This is a genomic window from Azospirillum largimobile (assembly GCF_977007025.2).
Genome location: NZ_CDRMUA020000003.1, coordinates 549436 through 564986 on the forward strand (window position 1 = coordinate 549436; position 15551 = coordinate 564986).

General features: G+C 65.3%; 13 protein-coding genes. 8 read left to right on the top strand and 5 right to left on the bottom strand.

Features of this window, described 5'->3' with window-relative positions:
- The first annotated feature begins 280 nt into the window (after positions 1-280).
- The 6 genes from ACWPKK_RS20085 (at position 281) to ACWPKK_RS20110 (ending at position 7192) form a co-directional block, all read left to right on the top strand.
- Positions 281-1429: an FAD-dependent monooxygenase gene (locus tag ACWPKK_RS20085; RefSeq protein ID WP_452007589.1), complete on the top strand. Its 1149-nt coding sequence runs from the start codon at positions 281-283 to the stop codon at positions 1427-1429.
- Positions 1426-2265, top strand: coding sequence for an alpha/beta fold hydrolase (locus ACWPKK_RS20090; RefSeq protein WP_452007591.1), 840 nt, complete (start codon positions 1426-1428; stop codon positions 2263-2265). The genes ACWPKK_RS20085 and ACWPKK_RS20090 overlap by 4 nt, the downstream gene beginning before the upstream one ends.
- Before the next feature lie 18 nt (positions 2266-2283).
- On the top strand, positions 2284-3036 hold the full coding sequence (locus tag ACWPKK_RS20095) for a maleate cis-trans isomerase family protein (RefSeq protein WP_452007593.1): 753 nt from the start codon (positions 2284-2286) through the stop codon (positions 3034-3036).
- Positions 3037-3048: 12 nt separating this feature from the next.
- On the top strand, positions 3049-3681 hold the full coding sequence (locus ACWPKK_RS20100) for an N-carbamoylsarcosine amidohydrolase (protein WP_452007595.1): 633 nt from the start codon (positions 3049-3051) through the stop codon (positions 3679-3681).
- Positions 3682-3995: 314 nt separating this feature from the next.
- Positions 3996-5333, top strand: coding sequence for an MFS transporter (locus tag ACWPKK_RS20105; RefSeq protein WP_452007597.1), 1338 nt, complete (start codon positions 3996-3998; stop codon positions 5331-5333).
- Positions 5334-5509: 176 nt separating this feature from the next.
- Entirely contained in the window at positions 5510-7192 is a 1683-nt protein-coding gene (locus ACWPKK_RS20110; RefSeq protein WP_452007599.1) for a methyl-accepting chemotaxis protein, read from the top strand.
- 15 nt (positions 7193-7207) lie between these two features.
- Here the strand turns inward: ACWPKK_RS20110 and ACWPKK_RS20115 are convergent, their stop codons facing one another.
- Complete coding sequence (locus ACWPKK_RS20115; protein WP_452007601.1) at positions 7208-8146, bottom strand: LysR family transcriptional regulator; 939 nt, start codon at positions 8144-8146, stop codon at positions 7208-7210.
- Between the two features lie 98 nt (positions 8147-8244).
- Here ACWPKK_RS20115 and ACWPKK_RS20120 point away from each other — a divergent pair, with 98 nt between their 5' ends.
- Positions 8245-9474 (top strand): MFS transporter, encoded by a 1230-nt coding sequence (locus tag ACWPKK_RS20120; RefSeq protein WP_452007603.1) that lies wholly within the window; start codon positions 8245-8247, stop codon positions 9472-9474.
- Positions 9475-9561: 87 nt separating this feature from the next.
- On the opposite strand, the gene ACWPKK_RS20125 is transcribed toward ACWPKK_RS20120, so the two are convergent.
- A complete protein-coding gene (locus ACWPKK_RS20125) occupies positions 9562-10488 on the bottom strand; it encodes a LysR substrate-binding domain-containing protein (RefSeq protein ID WP_452007605.1) in 927 nt (308 codons plus the stop codon).
- A gap of 242 nt (positions 10489-10730) precedes the next feature.
- Here ACWPKK_RS20125 and ACWPKK_RS20130 point away from each other — a divergent pair, with 242 nt between their 5' ends.
- Positions 10731-11483 (top strand): SDR family NAD(P)-dependent oxidoreductase, encoded by a 753-nt coding sequence (locus ACWPKK_RS20130; RefSeq protein WP_452007607.1) that lies wholly within the window; start codon positions 10731-10733, stop codon positions 11481-11483.
- A 258-nt stretch (positions 11484-11741) separates the two neighbouring features.
- On the opposite strand, the gene ACWPKK_RS20135 is transcribed toward ACWPKK_RS20130, so the two are convergent.
- Genes ACWPKK_RS20135 through ACWPKK_RS20145 form a run of 3 tightly spaced genes read right to left on the bottom strand, consistent with a single transcriptional unit; the run spans position 11742 to position 15503 of the window.
- A complete protein-coding gene (locus ACWPKK_RS20135; RefSeq protein WP_452007609.1) occupies positions 11742-12209 on the bottom strand; it encodes a DUF6262 family protein in 468 nt (155 codons plus the stop codon).
- A complete protein-coding gene (locus ACWPKK_RS20140; protein ID WP_452005820.1) occupies positions 12133-14322 on the bottom strand; it encodes a tyrosine-type recombinase/integrase in 2190 nt (729 codons plus the stop codon). Before ACWPKK_RS20140 ends, ACWPKK_RS20135 begins: the two co-directional genes overlap by 77 nt.
- A complete protein-coding gene (locus tag ACWPKK_RS20145; protein WP_452005818.1) occupies positions 14313-15503 on the bottom strand; it encodes a tyrosine-type recombinase/integrase in 1191 nt (396 codons plus the stop codon). The genes ACWPKK_RS20140 and ACWPKK_RS20145 overlap by 10 nt, the downstream gene beginning before the upstream one ends.
- Between the last annotated feature and the right edge of the window lie 48 nt (positions 15504-15551).

Genomic DNA, 15551 nt, shown 5'->3' on the forward strand with positions numbered 1-15551 from the left:
AACCGTGATTTAAAATGAGGCTAAGCAAGGCTAAATCGCGGTCACTCCGCGCCGCAAACGGCCCTGCCAGCCCCGCAAAGCCTGAGTAGCGTTGTATGACGAATTGTGTTGCGTGGCAAGTTGAAACAGCGTACACACTTCATATCGAGTTCAATGCAACGGTCGACGGCCGGAGCCGGGGCGAGAAGCCCCCGGACACTCCTCCCGCACCCTTGCATCCGGTCGCGAGCCCTTCGGCGGCGCCGACCGAACACCCCCACGTCAGCAAAGGGCCATACCCATGGGAAAGACTCAGAGAATCGCCATTGTCGGAGCCGGCCTGGGCGGAGCCGCCGCCGCCGGGCTTCTGCAGCGGGCCGGGTTCCAGGTGGATGTCTACGAACAGGCGCCTGAATTCTCCCGGCTTGGCGCGGGGATTCATGTCGGTCCCAACGTGATGAAGGTGTTCCGCCGGCTCGGCATCGAAAAGCCGCTGGAGGCGATGGGCTCCAAGCCGGACTTCTGGTTCAGCCGCGACGGCTTCACCGGCGATTACCTGTCGCGCATCCCGCTGGGCGACTTCGCCAAGCGCGAATACGGCGCCGCCTATGTCACCGTCCACCGCGGCGACATGCATCTGCTGCAGATGGACACGCTGGCCCCCGGCTCCGTCCACTTCGATAAGCGGCTGGAGACGATTACCGACAGCGGCGATGACGTGCATCTGACCTTCGCCGACGGGACCGAGGCGCGCGCCGACATCGTCATCGGTGCCGACGGCATCAACTCCCGCATCCGCGAGGCCCTGCTGGGCGCCGAGGCGCCGAACTACAGCGGCTGGGTCGCGCACCGCGCGCTGATCCGCGGCGATCAGCTCGCCAAATACGACCTGACATTCGAGGACTGCATCAAGTGGTGGACCGAGGACCGTCACATGATGGTCTATTTCACCACCGGGAAGCGCGACGAATATTACTACGTCACCGGCGTGCCGCATCCGGCCTGGGACTTCCAGGAGGCCTTCGTCGACAGCAGCCGCGAGGAGATGTTCGAGGCCTTCCAGGGCTATCACCCGACCGTCCAGGCGCTGATCGAGTGCACGGAAGAGGTCACCAAGTGGCCGCTGCGCAACCGCAACCCGCTGCCGCTGTGGAGTCGCGGCCGGCTGGTCCTGTTGGGCGACGCCTGCCACCCGATGAAGCCGCACATGGCCCAGGGCGCCGGCATGGCGATCGAGGACGCGGCGATGCTGACCCGCTGTTTGAGCGAGACCGGCCTGACCGACTACCGCGCCGCCTTCGCCCTCTACGAGGCCAACCGCAAGGACCGCGCGACGCGGGTGCAGGCGGTGTCGAACGCCAACACCTTCCTGCGTACGCAGGAGGATCCGGCTTGGGTCTTCGGCTACGACGTGTATGAGCAGCCGCTGCGCGAAGGCATTGCGGCATGACCGCCTCGACCTTCCTCTACGGCGCCAACGTCCAGGCCAACGGCATCCGCCAGCATTACCTGCGTTACGGCGGCGAGCGACATGCCGGCCGCCCGGCCATCGTGCTGATCCCGGGCATCACCAGCCCGGCCGTCACCTGGGGCTTCGTCGCCGAGCGCTTCGGGCAGCAGTTCGACACCTATGTGCTGGACGTGCGCGGGCGCGGTCTGTCGGAAAGCGGGCCGCATCTGGATTACGGCATCGATGCCTGCGCCGACGACGTGAACGCCTTCGTCGCTGCGCTGGGCCTGACCGACTACGTCCTTGTCGGCCATTCGATGGGCGCCCGCTTCGCCATCCGCGCTTCGGTGCGCAGCGATGCGAAGGGGCTGCGCCAACTGGTGCTGATCGATCCGCCGGTGTCCGGCCCCGGCCGCCGGCCCTATCCCAGCGGCCTGCCCTGGTACGTCGATTCGATCCGCCAGTCTTTGAAGGGCATGGATGCCGACGCCATGCGCGCCTTCTGCCCGACCTGGACGGAGGAGCAACTGCGGCTGCGCGCGGAATGGCTGCACACCTGCTACGAGCCGGCCATCGTCCGGACCTATGAAGGCTTCCACCAGGACGATATCCACGCGGACCTGCCGAAGCTGCCGGTCCCGGCCCTGCTGATCGTCGCCGGCCGCGGCGGCGTGATCCAGTTGGAGGACGAGGAGGAGATCGCCCGCCTCCAGCCCGCCATCCGCATCGCCCGCGTCCCCAATGCCGGGCACATGATCCCCTGGGATGACCTCGACGGCTTCTTCGCCGCCTTCGGCGACAGCCTCGGCACCCAAATCCCCGGCCCGCTCGCCTGATTGATAGGAACCACCCGCATGTCTTCGCTGTACCGCATCGGCCAGATCGTCCCCAGCTCCAACGTCACCATGGAAACGGAAATTCCGGCCATGCTGACCGCGCGTCAGGCGATCCGTCCGGAACGCTTCACCTTCCATTCCGCCCGCATGCGGATGAAGACGGTCAGGAAGGAAGAACTGGCGGCGATGGACGCCGAATCCGACCGTTGCGCCGTCGAGCTGTCGGACGCCCGCGTCGATGTGCTGGGCTATGCCTGCCTCGTCGCCATCATGTCGATGGGTCTCGGCTACCACCGCGATTCCGAGGCGCGGCTTGCCCGCAAGACGCTGGAGAACGACGCGCCGGCCCCGGTCGTCACCAGCGCCGGCGCCCTGGTCGACGGGCTGAAGGTGATGGGCGCCAAGCGCATCGCCATCGTCGCCCCCTACATGCGCCCGCTGACCGAACTGGTGGTGGATTACATCCGCGCCGAAGGCTTCGAGGTGCAGGACTGGCGCGCGCTGGAGATCCCCGACAACCTCGACGTCGCCCGCCACGACCCCAACAACCTGCCGGACATCGTGCGCGGCATGAACCTGGATGGCGTGGACGTGGTCGTCCTGTCCGCCTGCGTGCAGATGCCGTCGCTGCCGGTGGTGCCGCGGGTGGAGGCGGAGACCGGCAAGCCGGTGCTGACCGCCGCCATCGCCACGACCTACGCCATGCTGAAGGCGCTGAAGCTGGAGCCGGTCGTGCCCGGCGCCGGCGCCCTGCTGTCCGGCGCTTACTGAGGAGTGAGGCGCATGACTGACGGGCAGAGCGCATCCGACAATTACAAGGGCGTCTGGGGCAACCGGATCGGCTTCGGCGAGCGGCCGGCCCTGCTGGTGATCGACTTCATGCAGGGCTACACCACCGAAGGCGCGCCGCTCTACGCCCCCGGCGTGGTGAGCGCGGTGGCGGAGACGGTGGAGTTGCTGGACGCCGCCCGCCGCCATGGCATTCCGGTCGTCCACACCAACATCCGCTATCATCCCGGCCATTTCGCCGATGGCGGCATGTGGGTGCGCAAGGCCCCGGTGATGAAGGACATGGTGGAGGGCAACCCGCTCGCCGCCTTCTGCCCGGAGGTCATGCCGAGGCCCGATGAGGTGGTGATCTCCAAGCAGTATGCCAGTTCCTTCTTCGGCACCAGCCTCGCGCCGATGCTTCACGCGATGGGGGTGGACACGGTGGTGCTGACCGGCTGCTCGACCAGCGGCTGCATCCGCGCCACCGCCGTGGATGCGGTCCAGCACGGCTTCCGCACCATCGTGGTGCGCGAGTGCGTCGGCGACCGCCATGACGGCCCGCACGAGGCCAACCTGTTCGACATCGACAGCAAGTATGGCGATGTGGTGAACAAGCAGGAGGCGCTTGCACAGTTCAATCGATGAAGGGCGGGGATACCCCCTCTCCCCCCCGGGGAGAGGGTTAGGGTGAGGGGGTCGCACCGCGTGACTTCCCGAAAATCCATGCCATGCATCCCCCTCACCCCGACCCTCTCCCCGCTTTCGGCGGACCAAAGGTCCGCCTGTCGCGTCAGCGCAAACGAAGTTTGCGCGTGAGCGGGGGGAGAGGGGGAAGAGCACTACAGGACCAATAAAAACAAAACTGGGGCCAACACCCGGCGCCGCACCCGAGACAGGCGGCGTCGGCATGAAAAAACAGGACGGGTTCACAACGCGATCAGCGTAAGGAGACAGACGACATGTCCTATGCCCAGACGACAACAGCGAATGCCGCACCCAATGCAGTTTTGGGCGCGGCGCAGTCCGTCGATGCGGACCAACTCTACAAGAAGATCACCTGGCGCCTCATTCCCTTCCTCTGCTTCTGCTATCTGGCGGCCTATCTCGACCGCATCAACATCGGCTTCGCCAAGCTGCAGATGATGGGCGACCTGCAGTTCAGCGAGGCCGCCTATGGTCTGGGCGCCGGCCTGTTCTTCGTCGGCTACATCCTGTTCGAGGTGCCGAGCAACCTCGTGCTGACCAAGGTCGGCGCTCGGCTGTGGATCGCCCGCATCATGATCACCTGGGGCCTGCTGTCGGCCGCGACCATGCTGGTCACCACGCCGACGCAGTTCTACATCGTCCGTTTCCTTCTGGGCGCCGCCGAGGCCGGCTTCCTGCCCGGCGTGCTTTATTACCTGACGCTGTGGTTCCCGACCTACCGCCGCGGCCGCATCATGGCGCTGTTCGTCATCGGCCTGCCGCTGTCCAGCGTGATCGGCGGCCCGCTATCGGGCTGGATCATGAGCCACTTCGACAATGTCCAGGGCTTGCGCGGCTGGCAGTGGCTGTTCCTGCTGGAAGCGCTGCCCAGCGTGCTCCTGGGCTTCCTGACCTTCGTGGCGCTGCCCAACTCCTACAAGGATGCCAAGTGGCTGTCCGGGGATGAGAAGGCCCGGCTGGCCGCCGACCTGCACGGCGACGATGCCGATGCCAAGCATGCCGGCCACAGCTTCAAGGAAGGGCTGCTGAACCTGAAGGTCTGGATGCTGGGCGGCATCGACTTCGCCATCCTGCTGACCGCCTACGCCATCGGCTTCTGGCTGCCCACCTTCATCCGCAAGACCGGCGTGATCGATCCGTTCCACATCGGCCTGCTGACGATGATTCCCAACATCGTCGCGGTGGTCGGCATCCTGCTGATCGGCGCCAGTTCCGACCGGATGCGCGAGCGCCGCTGGCACATCATCATCCCCTTCCTGGCCGCCTCGGCCGCCATGGCGACCAGCACCTTCTTCGCCGACAACCTCGTCGCCACCGTGGCGCTGTTCACCGTCGCGTCGGTCGGCGTTCTGGGGCCGCTTCCCGCCTATTTCAGCCTGCCGGCCACCTTCCTGAAGGGCACTGCGGCGGCCACCGGCTTCGCCATGGCGATCTCGCTCGCCAGCATCGCCGGTCTGGTCAGCAACTCTCTGATCGGTATCGTCATCGACCTGACCGGCAGCAGCAGCGCCGCCTTGTGGTTCTTCTCCGGCTGCCTCCTGCTCGGCGCCCTGCTGGTCTACGCCCTCCCGCCCAAGGTGGTGAATCGCTGACCGGTTTTGTGCAGCGTGTAAACCATCTGTGAAAGATCACGCGATATGAGTGTGTAAGCGGTCCGGCCGGTGCTGCCCCTGCGGGTGCGGCGCCGGTTCGGCCGTTCCGGCGGGTCCGGCCACGGCGCGGCCGAGACGCATGCCGCAAAAAGCCAGTCGCCGGGGACAACAGAGACATGATTTCCGCATTGCGTGGCATCCGGGGGCGCCTGCTGCTGCTGCCCCTGATCACCGTCCTGGCGCTGGTCGGCGCCGGGGCCATGACCGCAAGGTCGCTCGGCACCGTGATGATGGAGGAGCGCCAAGCCCGCGCCCGCGTCGCGGTTGAGATGGTCACCTCCATCATCGAGCGGTTCGAACAGCGGGCCGCGTCCGGCGAGCTGTCGGTCGCCGACGCGCAGAAGCTGGCGCTCGACATCGCGCGGTCGGCCCGCTACGACGGCACGGAATATGCGCTGATCCTCGACCGCAAGGGCAACATCCTGGCCCACCTGAACCCGCAGGTCGAAGGCAGGGCCATGTGGGACAGCACCGACAAGACCGGCCGGCTGTTCGTGCGCGACGAGATCGCGGCGGCCGAATCCGGCGGCGGCTATTCCTCCTTCTTCTTTCCCAAGCCGGGATCGAGCGATCCGGTGGAGAAGTCGGCCTATTCCAAGCTGACCAAGGGCTGGGGCTGGGTCGTCAGCTCCGGCGTTTATCTCGACACCGTGGCCGCTGCGCGCCTGCAGACCATGCTGAACATCGCCGCCGTGATCGCAACGTTGGCCGCGATCAGTCTCGGCCTCGCCGTCTGGATCGGCCGGCGCATCACCACGCCCATCCTGCAGCTGACCAAGGCCACCAACCGCATTTCCACCGGCGATCTGTCGGTCGCCATCGGCCACCAGGACCGTGGGGACGAGGTCGGCACGCTCGCCCGCGCGCTGGAGGAGTTCAAGCGCAACGGCCTGGAGGTGCGCCGCCTGCAAGCCGAGGCCGAGGCGCAGAAGGAGCGCATGGAGGCCGAACGCCGCGCCTCCCTGCTCGACATGGCCGCCCGGTTCGAGGCGCGTGTGATGGGCGTGGTGGGCGCCGTCGCCGCGGCGTCCCATCAGATGGAAAGCACCGCCACCGGCATGGCCGGCGCCGCCGACCGGTCGGGCACCCAGGCGCATGCGGTGTCGCAGGCGTCCGAGCAGGCCAGCAGCAACGTCAACACCGTCGCCGCCGCGACGGAGGAGCTGTTCGCCTCCATCGCCGAGATCGGCCGTCAGGTGACGATGTCCACCTCCGTCGCCGGCCGCGCGGTGGACGAGGCGGCGAAGATCGACGGCATGATCCAGAGCCTTGCATCCGCCGCCCAGGAGATCGGGCAGGTGGTGGAACTGATCAACGCCATCGCCGGCCAGACCAATCTGCTGGCGCTGAACGCCACCATCGAAGCGGCGCGCGCCGGCGAACACGGCAAGGGCTTCGCCGTCGTGGCAAGCGAGGTGAAGGCTCTGGCCAACCAGACCGCCCGCGCCACCGACGACATCCAGGCCAAGGTGCTGGAGATCCAGCAGTTCACCGGCAGCACGGTGACGGCGGTGCAGGGCATCGGCGCCACCATCACCTCGGTCAGCGACATCGCAACCGCCATCGCCTCGGCGGTGGAACAGCAGAGTGCCGCCACCAAGGACATCGGCGCCAACATCCAGCAGGCCGCCCGCCACACGGCGGAGGTCAACAGCAACATCGCCGGCGTCGCCCAGACCGTCGGGCAGACCGGCACCGCCGCGTCCGGCGTGCTGGAGGCTGCCAGCGGTCTGGTGCGCGAGACCGTCAAGCTGCGCAGCGAGGTCGAGGACTTCCTCTCCACCGTCCGCGCCGCTTGAGCATGGGGTGTGCCGTCACGGTGCCTGGATCGTCCGGAAGGCGATGGGCACCGCGACGCGCATCGCCTCGATGAAGCGCCGGAGGCGCGTCGGCTGGTGTCGGGCCGGCGGATAGACCAGATGCACCGGCAGCGCCGCCGCCCGCCAGTCCGGCGCCAAATGGACCAGCCGGCCGGCCGTCAGATCGTCCACCAGCGCCCATTGCGATCCAATGGCCGCTCCCAGCCCGCGAAGCGCCGCATTGCGGATCGCCTGCAACCCGTCGGTGGACAGCCGCGGGCGGATCGGGAAGGTCACCGCTTCGCCGCTTTCGGCATGAGTCAGCGTGACCTCGTCGCGATAGAAGGTGCGCAGCGCCAGCCAGGGCAAATCCGCCAACTCCGACGCATGAACCGGAACCGGGTGCCCGTCGAGCAGGGCAGGGGAGGCGACGGCGATCCGCGGCACCTCCGCCAACCGCAGCGCGATGACGGACGGATCGCCGACCTCGCCGACGCGGATGGCGCAGTCGATGCCTTCGCCGATGAAATCCGGCATGCGGTCGTGCAGCAGCCATTCCACCGTCATCCGCGGGTAGCGTTGCAGATAGTCGGCCACCGGCCCGATCAGCTGTTGCTGTCCGAACGCATGCGGCGCCACCACCCGCAGATGGCCGGACGGCTGGTCGTCCGCCCCCCGCACGTCGCTTTCCAGCATCTGCCAGCCGGCGAGCAGGTCCTTTGCCCGCTCGTAACAGCGCGCTCCGTCGTCGGTCAGCGCCATCCGGTGGGTGGAGCGCTGCAGCAGCCGGACGCCCAGCATCCGCTCTAGCTGTTGCAGGCGGCGGCTGACCGTCGGCTGGGTGCTGCCGAGCTGTGCCGCCGCAGCCGACAGGCTGCCCGCCTCCACGATGCGGACGAAGGTTCCCAGCAGGGCGATGCGGTCGCTGCCGGCCAACGGAAGGTCTGTGTTCATACGCTCAACGTATAGCAAATCTACACCTGATCCGGCTACCGTCCCAGTTATCCCGCGGCCATAGTCCCTCTCGTTCAGTTTCTTGAGAGGGTCTCACGATGACGACCATTCAAACCGCGCATAGCGCCGCAGCCACGATGCCGGCGTCCTCCGATGCCGGGCTGAGCCGGCCGCTGGTATTCCTGCTGGCCGCCGGTGCCGGTCTGGCGGCGGCATCGCTCTATTACAGCCAGCCCATGCTGGGCATCCTCGGCCCCGACATCCAGGCCGATGGCAGGTCGGTCGGCTGGGTGCCGACGCTGACCCAGCTCGGCTATGCCGCCGGCATCCTGTTGCTGGCGCCGCTGGGCGACCGTTTCGACCGGCGCCGGATCATCCTGGCCAAGGCGGCGGTGCTGGTCGCGGCATTGCTCGCGGCGGGCTTCGCACCGTCCATCGCCGGCCTTCTGGCGGCGAGCCTGGTCCTCGGCTTGTCGGCGACGCTGGCGCAGGACATCGTGCCCGCCGCCGCGACGCTGGCCCCGGCGGAACATCGCGGCCGGGTAGTCGGCACGGTGATGACCGGCCTTCTGTTGGGCATCCTGCTGTCGCGGGTGGTCAGCGGCCTGATCGCCGAGCATTTCGGCTGGCGCGCCGTGTTCGTGGCGGCGGCCGGCAGCATTGCGCTGCTGGGCGTGGCACTGTGGCGCGGCCTGCCGCGCTTCGCACCGACGACCAGCCTTGGATACGGGGAACTGCTGGCATCTTTGACCGTCCTGTGGGGCCGTCATCGGGCGTTGCGCCGTGCAGCAATCGCCCAAGCTCTGCTGTCGGTGGGCTTCAGCGCCTTTTGGTCGACCCTGGCGGTCATGCTGCATGGCGCGCCGTTCCATCTGGGCGCCGCCGCGGCCGGCGCCTTCGGTCTGGCCGGTGCGGCGGGAGCGCTGGTGGCGCCGGTCGCCGGTCGGATCGCCGACAGCCGCGGGCCGGAACTGATGACCCGGCTGGGTGCCGGTCTGGCCGCGCTGTCCTTTGCCGCCATGTTCCTGTCGCCGCTGGTGCCGGAGGGTGGCCGCCTGTGGCTGCTGGTTGCGAGCGCCGTCGGCTTCGACCTTGGCGTCCAGGCGTCGCTGATAGCCCATCAGACCATCGTCTACGGCATTGACCCGGCCGCCCGCAGCCGCCTGAACGCGGTGCTGATGGTGGGCATGTTCATCGGCATGGCGGCCGGCGCCACGCTGGGCAGCCAAGCGCTGGCAAACTGGGGCTGGAACGGCGTCATCGCGGTGGCGACCATCGCCTCCCTCGGCGCCCTGATCCTTCGGCTCTTCACCCGGCCCGAGCGTTAAGGCGGGGTCCGTCACCAAGGTTCAGCTTCGTCTCTCCACATTCCCCGGGATCATGCGGCGTTGCATGATCCCGGGGCATTTCATTGTTCAAAGCTCCCTTGCTTCCCGGCTCAGGCGATCGGTGCCGGTCGCCTTGATGGCGATGAGCTGGTCGATGTTCTCCAGGAAGATCCGCAGGATGGGGGAGGGGTTGTCAGCCCGATACCCCGCGGCAATCTCGATCACCGGCGCGTTGCCCGCGAGCGGCCGGCTCACCAGCGAGCGCGGCAGCAGGGTCTCGACATAGGCGGGCAGCAGCGTGATTCCGCCGGTGGATGCCACGAGCGAGATTCCCGTGGCAATGCCGTCAAGCTTATGAGCCGGCGACACCACGACGCCGCGGTCCCGCAGATAGCGCTCCACGATGCCGCCCAGCACATGCGGTGTTTCGGTGTAGCCGATGAAGGATGCCGGGTCGATGTCGCGCACGTCGATCGCGGAGCAGGCGGCCAGCGGATGATCCCTCGGCAGGATGACCACAATCGCCTCGTGCGCGATGACCTTGTAGGACACGTCCGGCTGCGGTTCGAGGCGGCAGAAGCCGAGATCGATCTCCCCCCGCTGGATGGCTTCGCCGATGTCGGGCGAGAAGTCGCTCGACACCCGGAAATCGATATCCTTCAGATGGCCGCGGAGCATCTGGGTGACGTGCGACAGCCACTCCACCTCCTGGCCGGTCAGGAAACCGACCGAGAAGCTGGGCTTGGGCGGCCGGACGGCCCGCCGTGCCGCGGCAACGGCATCGGCCGCCGCCTGCAACGACAGCCGGGCGTGCTCCAGGAAGGCACGACCGGCCGGCGTGAGTTCGACGCCGCGGGAACTCCGCAGGAAAAGCTGTGCACCGACCTCCAACTCAAGATCGCGCAACTGGCGGCTCAGCGACGGCTGCGCGGTGTGCAGGCGCCGTTCGGCGGCGACCGTGAGGCTGCCCTCCTCGGCCACGGCGACGAAGTACCGGAGATGACGGAGTTCCATCGGACGCCATGCCTGTGAGGTATGGACGCTACATATACGAAGTCGTTCCCACGCGGCAAGCCGGCCGTTATCAAGGCGCTGCAGACACGAACTCTTTGCCGCCTGGGCATCGCCGGAGAACAGAAGGCCGTCATCGCCGGGAATTCGGAAAACGGTGCCGGAACCGGCCTTCGACGCCAGCCTTCGACGATGTCTCTCCGCCGGCTGATGGCGGCCCCACACTCCGCAACGGGAAACACTCAATGACCACCATCTCGATCGTGACCGGCGGCAGCCGCGGGCTCGGCCGCAATACCGCCCTCAGCATCGCGCGACGCGGCGGCGACGTGATCCTCACCTACCGCAGCCAGGCTGCGGAGGCACAGGCCGTCGTGTCCGAAATCCAGGCGCTTGGCCGTCGGGCAGCCGCGCTGCAACTCGACACCGCCGATATTTCCGGCTTCCCCGCCTTCGTCGAGCGTGTCCGCTCTACCCTTGGAACCTGGGACCGCGACCGCTTCGACCATCTGGTCAACAACGCCGGCCACGGGGAAATGGCCGGTTTCGCCGAAACGACCGAAGCGCAGTTCGACCTGATCTTCAACGTCCATGTGAAGGGCGTCTTCTTCCTGACCCAGGCCTTGTTGCCGCTGCTGGCGGACGGCGGCCGGATCGTGAATTTCTCCTCGGGCCTGACCCGTGTGTCCTTTCCCGGATTCTCGGCCTATTCGGCGGCCAAGGGTGCAGTGGAAATCCTCACCCACTATCTGGCGAAGGAACTCGGCGCCCGCGGCATCACCGCAAATGCGATCGCGCCCGGAGCCATCGAGACCGACTTCCTCGGCGGCGCGGTGCGCGACACTCCGGCCTACAACGAGGCCTTCGCCACCATGACGGCGCTTGGCCGCGTCGGTGTGCCGGACGATATCGGCCCGGCCGTGGCGAGCCTGCTCGGTCCCGACAACCGCTGGGTCACCGCCCAGCGCATCGAGGTCTCGGGCGGCCAGAACATCTGAGCCAGGGGCAGAGAACAGGTATTTCCATTTACCTGTAGGAAGTGCACTGATGTGGCTGAAATTCAGGGTCTAACACGCAGTTGACATGTCCACTTAGCAGGATGGTTAGCAATAAAGAGGGTATTTGAACGCCGTACTTGAGCGGGTTTCAGGAGTTGGTTTAGCCTCGTATTGCGGTACAGGCTGGGGAGCCGATGGCCGCCGCCGAACTTGAAACTGTCCTGGGGTGCGCTACGGCGGCCCCAGGCTCGGCGCTCATCAGCCGTCGTTCCGGATCAGCCGTCCGCGCAATTCCAGCAGTTCTGCCAAGGCGCGCTGATGCCGTTGGCGCCATTCCTCGGCCTCGCCCAGGGCTCTTTCGTAGCGGCGCTCCAGCGCAGTCTTCTGCTTGCGGAGTTCCGTGGCCTCCTCTTCCAAGCGCGTGATCTTGTTGCGCAACGCCGCCTCGATGGTGGCCGAGCGGCGGGCGGTGCGCATTGGCACCGGTTCGCCCTCCATCTCGATGCGCCGGCTATGCGTCGCTGTCCGCAGCTGCTCGATGTCTGCCTTGAAGTTCTGGTAAAGGTATTCGCGGCTGACGCCGGCTTTCTCGGCGATGATCTTGAAGGTGATCGCCTCGCCGGCGTGCCGCATGTCCTGGATGGCGGCCTCAACGGCCCGGCGCTTGCGGATGCGCTTCTCCTCCGTTGCTGCCCGTAGGCCGCTGGTATTTGTGGGTGTCGCCACGGTAGCTGCCTTCTGCCTTGATGGTCGCGATGATGGTGGTGAGGTTTATGAACAGAGCTTGGTTGTGCGCCAGCCGCTTTTCGCCAATCTCCGCCATGCGAGTCCGTCCCTGCTCGCGGTATTTGGCAACCTCCTGCTTCAAACGGGCGATGGTGTCGGTAATGGCCGCGTACTCCTGGTCGAAGAAAGCCAGTTGATCGACGTCTGCGCGGAAATGGATGCAAGTCATGCAGGCGCGGTTGTGCTCGCACCATTCGCCCAGTTGGCCAGGTAGGGAGCACAGGCCGCCAGGCACATCCACGGCCAGCGTGGCATCCCGGCGCACGGCAAGGGCCGCCATCTTGTTGTCCACTTGGCCCTTGATGTCGATGAATCGGCCGCCGCCCTTCTCCAACAAGGCCTTCTTTTTCAGGTGCAGGCGGCGGTTGATGTAAACCATCGTCATGTCGGCGGAGCCATGGCCCAGTTCCATCTGGATCAGCGCAATGTCATGGCCTTGCAGCGCCAGTTCGGTGCCATGAAAGTGCCGCAAGCCATGCCAACCGAACTCCCAAAAAACTCCATCCTTGGTGCGGATGCCTTCCGTAAGCATCCATTTCTTGATGGCATCGCGTGTATAGTCGCCGGTCAGGGTCGTTTCGCCGTCGCCGGTTCGTGTCGGAAACAAATACTTTGTCTCATGCTCCCACTGCTGGCGCACCTCGGTCTGCTGCTCGCGAATGGTCATGATTACAAGCGCGTGGGCGGCGTCTTCCCTCAGAAGAGGCTTGGTGTTCCAGCGTTGCACCTTGGATTGGTAGAACGTCAGAATCATAAAGCGTGGATCGTCAGGATCGTCCTTCAGGCAGTCGAAGTCGAGGGCGTGAAGATCTGCACTCCGCATGCCGGTGTAGCGGCCAAGAATGAGAAGGCGCTTCAGGACAGGGTCGAGACTGTCGAGCTTCTGGAACATCTGCTCGATAATATCATCGGGTATGGTGCGCTCCGTCACCTTCAACTGATAGCCACGTCCTCCAGGCCACATGCCTTCGACACGGCGGAGATCGCGCTTGTCCAGCATGAGGTTTGGCCAACCGCGGTCGGCCAAGTAACAGGAGGCGTAGCGAACGAGATTGCAGACGTCGGCGTACCAGTTCTTGCCGACGCACTTGCGGGTATTCCCCCAATTCAGGAAGCGCTCCCTAATAAAGGACTCGGTAACGTGCTCGATTTGAGGATCGGCATGCTCTTCACGTAAGCAGGTTTCAAGCAATTGAAGGCGTGAAATGAACCCCGGCAATGATGTTGGGCGAAGTTCCTGGTGATTGATCTTGCTGAGAATGAAATGGCGAGCGGCATGGCGTAGCCAATCCAACCGGAATCCGTAAAAATGAATGTAGGATTCTCTTCGCGGGGCCTCGGCAATCTCCTCTTCGGGGTAGAGATCCCGCATAAGAATAAGATCACGCCGCTCCAGAAGCTTCATCCGCTCCCGCAGCAGCACCAAGATAAAGGTCAGCTCGTTGGCGGGCATGCTGTTTTGGCAGCGGTAGTTATGTCGAATGATAACGCGAGAACCGCTTTCATCACGTGTAATGATTTCCGGAGTGTCAATTGTCGTGCTCAACCCAACTTCGTTCAACCAAAGTTCCATACTATTCCGAAGCGGAGAGCTTCCATTTCCCGCTCCAAACTCTATAGGATGTCCGTAGTCAATCAGCCGGGGCAAGGCCGTGGGATTGGCAGAAAGCTGATGGCAGAAGGCAATGAGCCGAACCGTACGGCAGTGTGGCTCACGGGAACGATGCTGGGGCCGGGCTAGTCGCCAAGCAAAGAAAGCCTTCAGTTCAGTCCGAAATGGTTCAGGAACGATGGTGAAATCATAACCAATTCCACGCAGAAAAACGTCGGATAAGATTTGATCTGCGCTCGGCCGGATGGAAATCCCCTTTGCCCTCGAGTCGCTTCTACTATAAAGGTGTGATGTCTCGTCAATGCCATAAGCCTCTTTTAGCGTCTGGAACCCCCAGCGATCCCGGTCGAGGAGAGCAGGGGAGATGGAAGCGATCACAGCCCGCAAACCGCCGAGGTAGGCGTCTGCCGGCGGATTGACGTGGACGGCGGTCAGAGCCATTTTACTGCTCCTTCGGTCAGCGCTCGGCGCCGAAGGGGATCCAGCTTGTCTGCCAACTCCTCATGGCTGCGCAGATAAAGCTTGCGATACTCGACGTTGAACAGGTGCTTGTAGATGTCGTTCGTCGTTTGCGGACTGGCGTGCCCGAGGCGATCGGCGACGTCGAGCAGGCTATAGCCCTGGGCAATGGCTTCGCTCGCGTGCGAGTGCCGGAACATGTGCCAAGTGAACGCGATACCCGACTTGCCGATCAGACGGTCCTGGATGTCGTAAGCGTTGGCCTCCGTGAGGCCGCGGCCGATCCGTCCACCCTGCACGTTGCAGAACACGTAGTCGGTGCCGGTCTCGAACGCCGGCAGGTACTCGTCGCTGGCCAGGTAGTCCTCGTACAGGCGCAGGATGAAGCCGGGAACCGGGATGGGGCGGGGCTTGCCGTTCTTGACCCGGGCACCGTTTTCCAGGGTCCGTGGCGTCACCCAGATGACGTTCTCGTCGAGCCGGATGTCTTCGTGGTGGAGCCCGCGCGCCTCGCCGATCCGCATGCCGGTCGTGTACAGGAGAACCACCAAGAAGGCATCGCGGGCCAAGGTGGCCGCCTCGATGATCCGCAAGACCTGTTCGGGCCGCAGCCGGGCATCGGCCGCCCGTTTGGCGGCGGCAGCCTTGACGGTCCGGTCGGCCCGGCGCTCCGACCGGCGCTGCGCCTTGCGGCCGGAAATGTGGTGGAGGAACGGCCGGTAGCTGTCCAAGGCATCGTAGGCCCGGTGGCGTTCGGCCTCAGCGAAGACCGCTGAACTCTGCCGCTGGTCCAGGAACTGATAGAAGCCCTTGATGGAAAACAAGACTTGGTTGTGCAAGCTGGCGGAGCCGGCATGGCGTTCCTGATGCAATGGCACAATTCGAGCGTGGGCGGAAGCCTGGCTGCTACCATATCGAACCGCTGTCATGAGGAAACGGTCGAATTCTGGAGCCGTCAACTGCGCGAAGCTCTTACCCAAGGCTCCGAGATGATTTCCCAACTGCACGACATGACGGGCGTAGTGTCGGACGGTGCTGGGCGCATAGCGGCGTGCCTCCAGGAACAGCACAAAGTCGCGGATTTCCGGAACCACCACACCGTGGTCGTCGAAAGCTGTCCAACTGACCAAGCCCGAAGGCATCACGATACGCTGAAGGTGCATGACGCACCTGACACGTTGTTGACAGCCTCAGGGTAAGCCTGTCAGCAA

Excerpts from the sequence above, each read along its gene's own strand:
- ACWPKK_RS20105 (WP_452007597.1), top strand. The coding sequence starts at position 3,996 with ATGTCCTATGCCCAGACGACAACAGCGAATGCCGCACCCAATGCAGTT.
- ACWPKK_RS20140 (WP_452005820.1), bottom strand. The coding sequence starts at position 14,322 with ATGGCTCTGACCGCCGTCCACGTCAATCCGCCGGCAGACGCCTACCTC.
- ACWPKK_RS20130 (WP_452007607.1), top strand. The coding sequence starts at position 10,731 with ATGACCACCATCTCGATCGTGACCGGCGGCAGCCGCGGGCTCGGCCGC.
- ACWPKK_RS20090 (WP_452007591.1), top strand. The coding sequence starts at position 1,426 with ATGACCGCCTCGACCTTCCTCTACGGCGCCAACGTCCAGGCCAACGGC.
- ACWPKK_RS20100 (WP_452007595.1), top strand. The coding sequence starts at position 3,049 with ATGACTGACGGGCAGAGCGCATCCGACAATTACAAGGGCGTCTGGGGC.
- ACWPKK_RS20085 (WP_452007589.1), top strand. The coding sequence starts at position 281 with ATGGGAAAGACTCAGAGAATCGCCATTGTCGGAGCCGGCCTGGGCGGA.
- ACWPKK_RS20120 (WP_452007603.1), top strand. The coding sequence starts at position 8,245 with ATGACGACCATTCAAACCGCGCATAGCGCCGCAGCCACGATGCCGGCG.
- ACWPKK_RS20115 (WP_452007601.1), bottom strand. The coding sequence starts at position 8,146 with ATGAACACAGACCTTCCGTTGGCCGGCAGCGACCGCATCGCCCTGCTG.
- ACWPKK_RS20110 (WP_452007599.1), top strand. The coding sequence starts at position 5,510 with ATGATTTCCGCATTGCGTGGCATCCGGGGGCGCCTGCTGCTGCTGCCC.
- ACWPKK_RS20145 (WP_452005818.1), bottom strand. The coding sequence starts at position 15,503 with ATGCACCTTCAGCGTATCGTGATGCCTTCGGGCTTGGTCAGTTGGACA.
- ACWPKK_RS20095 (WP_452007593.1), top strand. The coding sequence starts at position 2,284 with ATGTCTTCGCTGTACCGCATCGGCCAGATCGTCCCCAGCTCCAACGTC.
- ACWPKK_RS20125 (WP_452007605.1), bottom strand. The coding sequence starts at position 10,488 with ATGGAACTCCGTCATCTCCGGTACTTCGTCGCCGTGGCCGAGGAGGGC.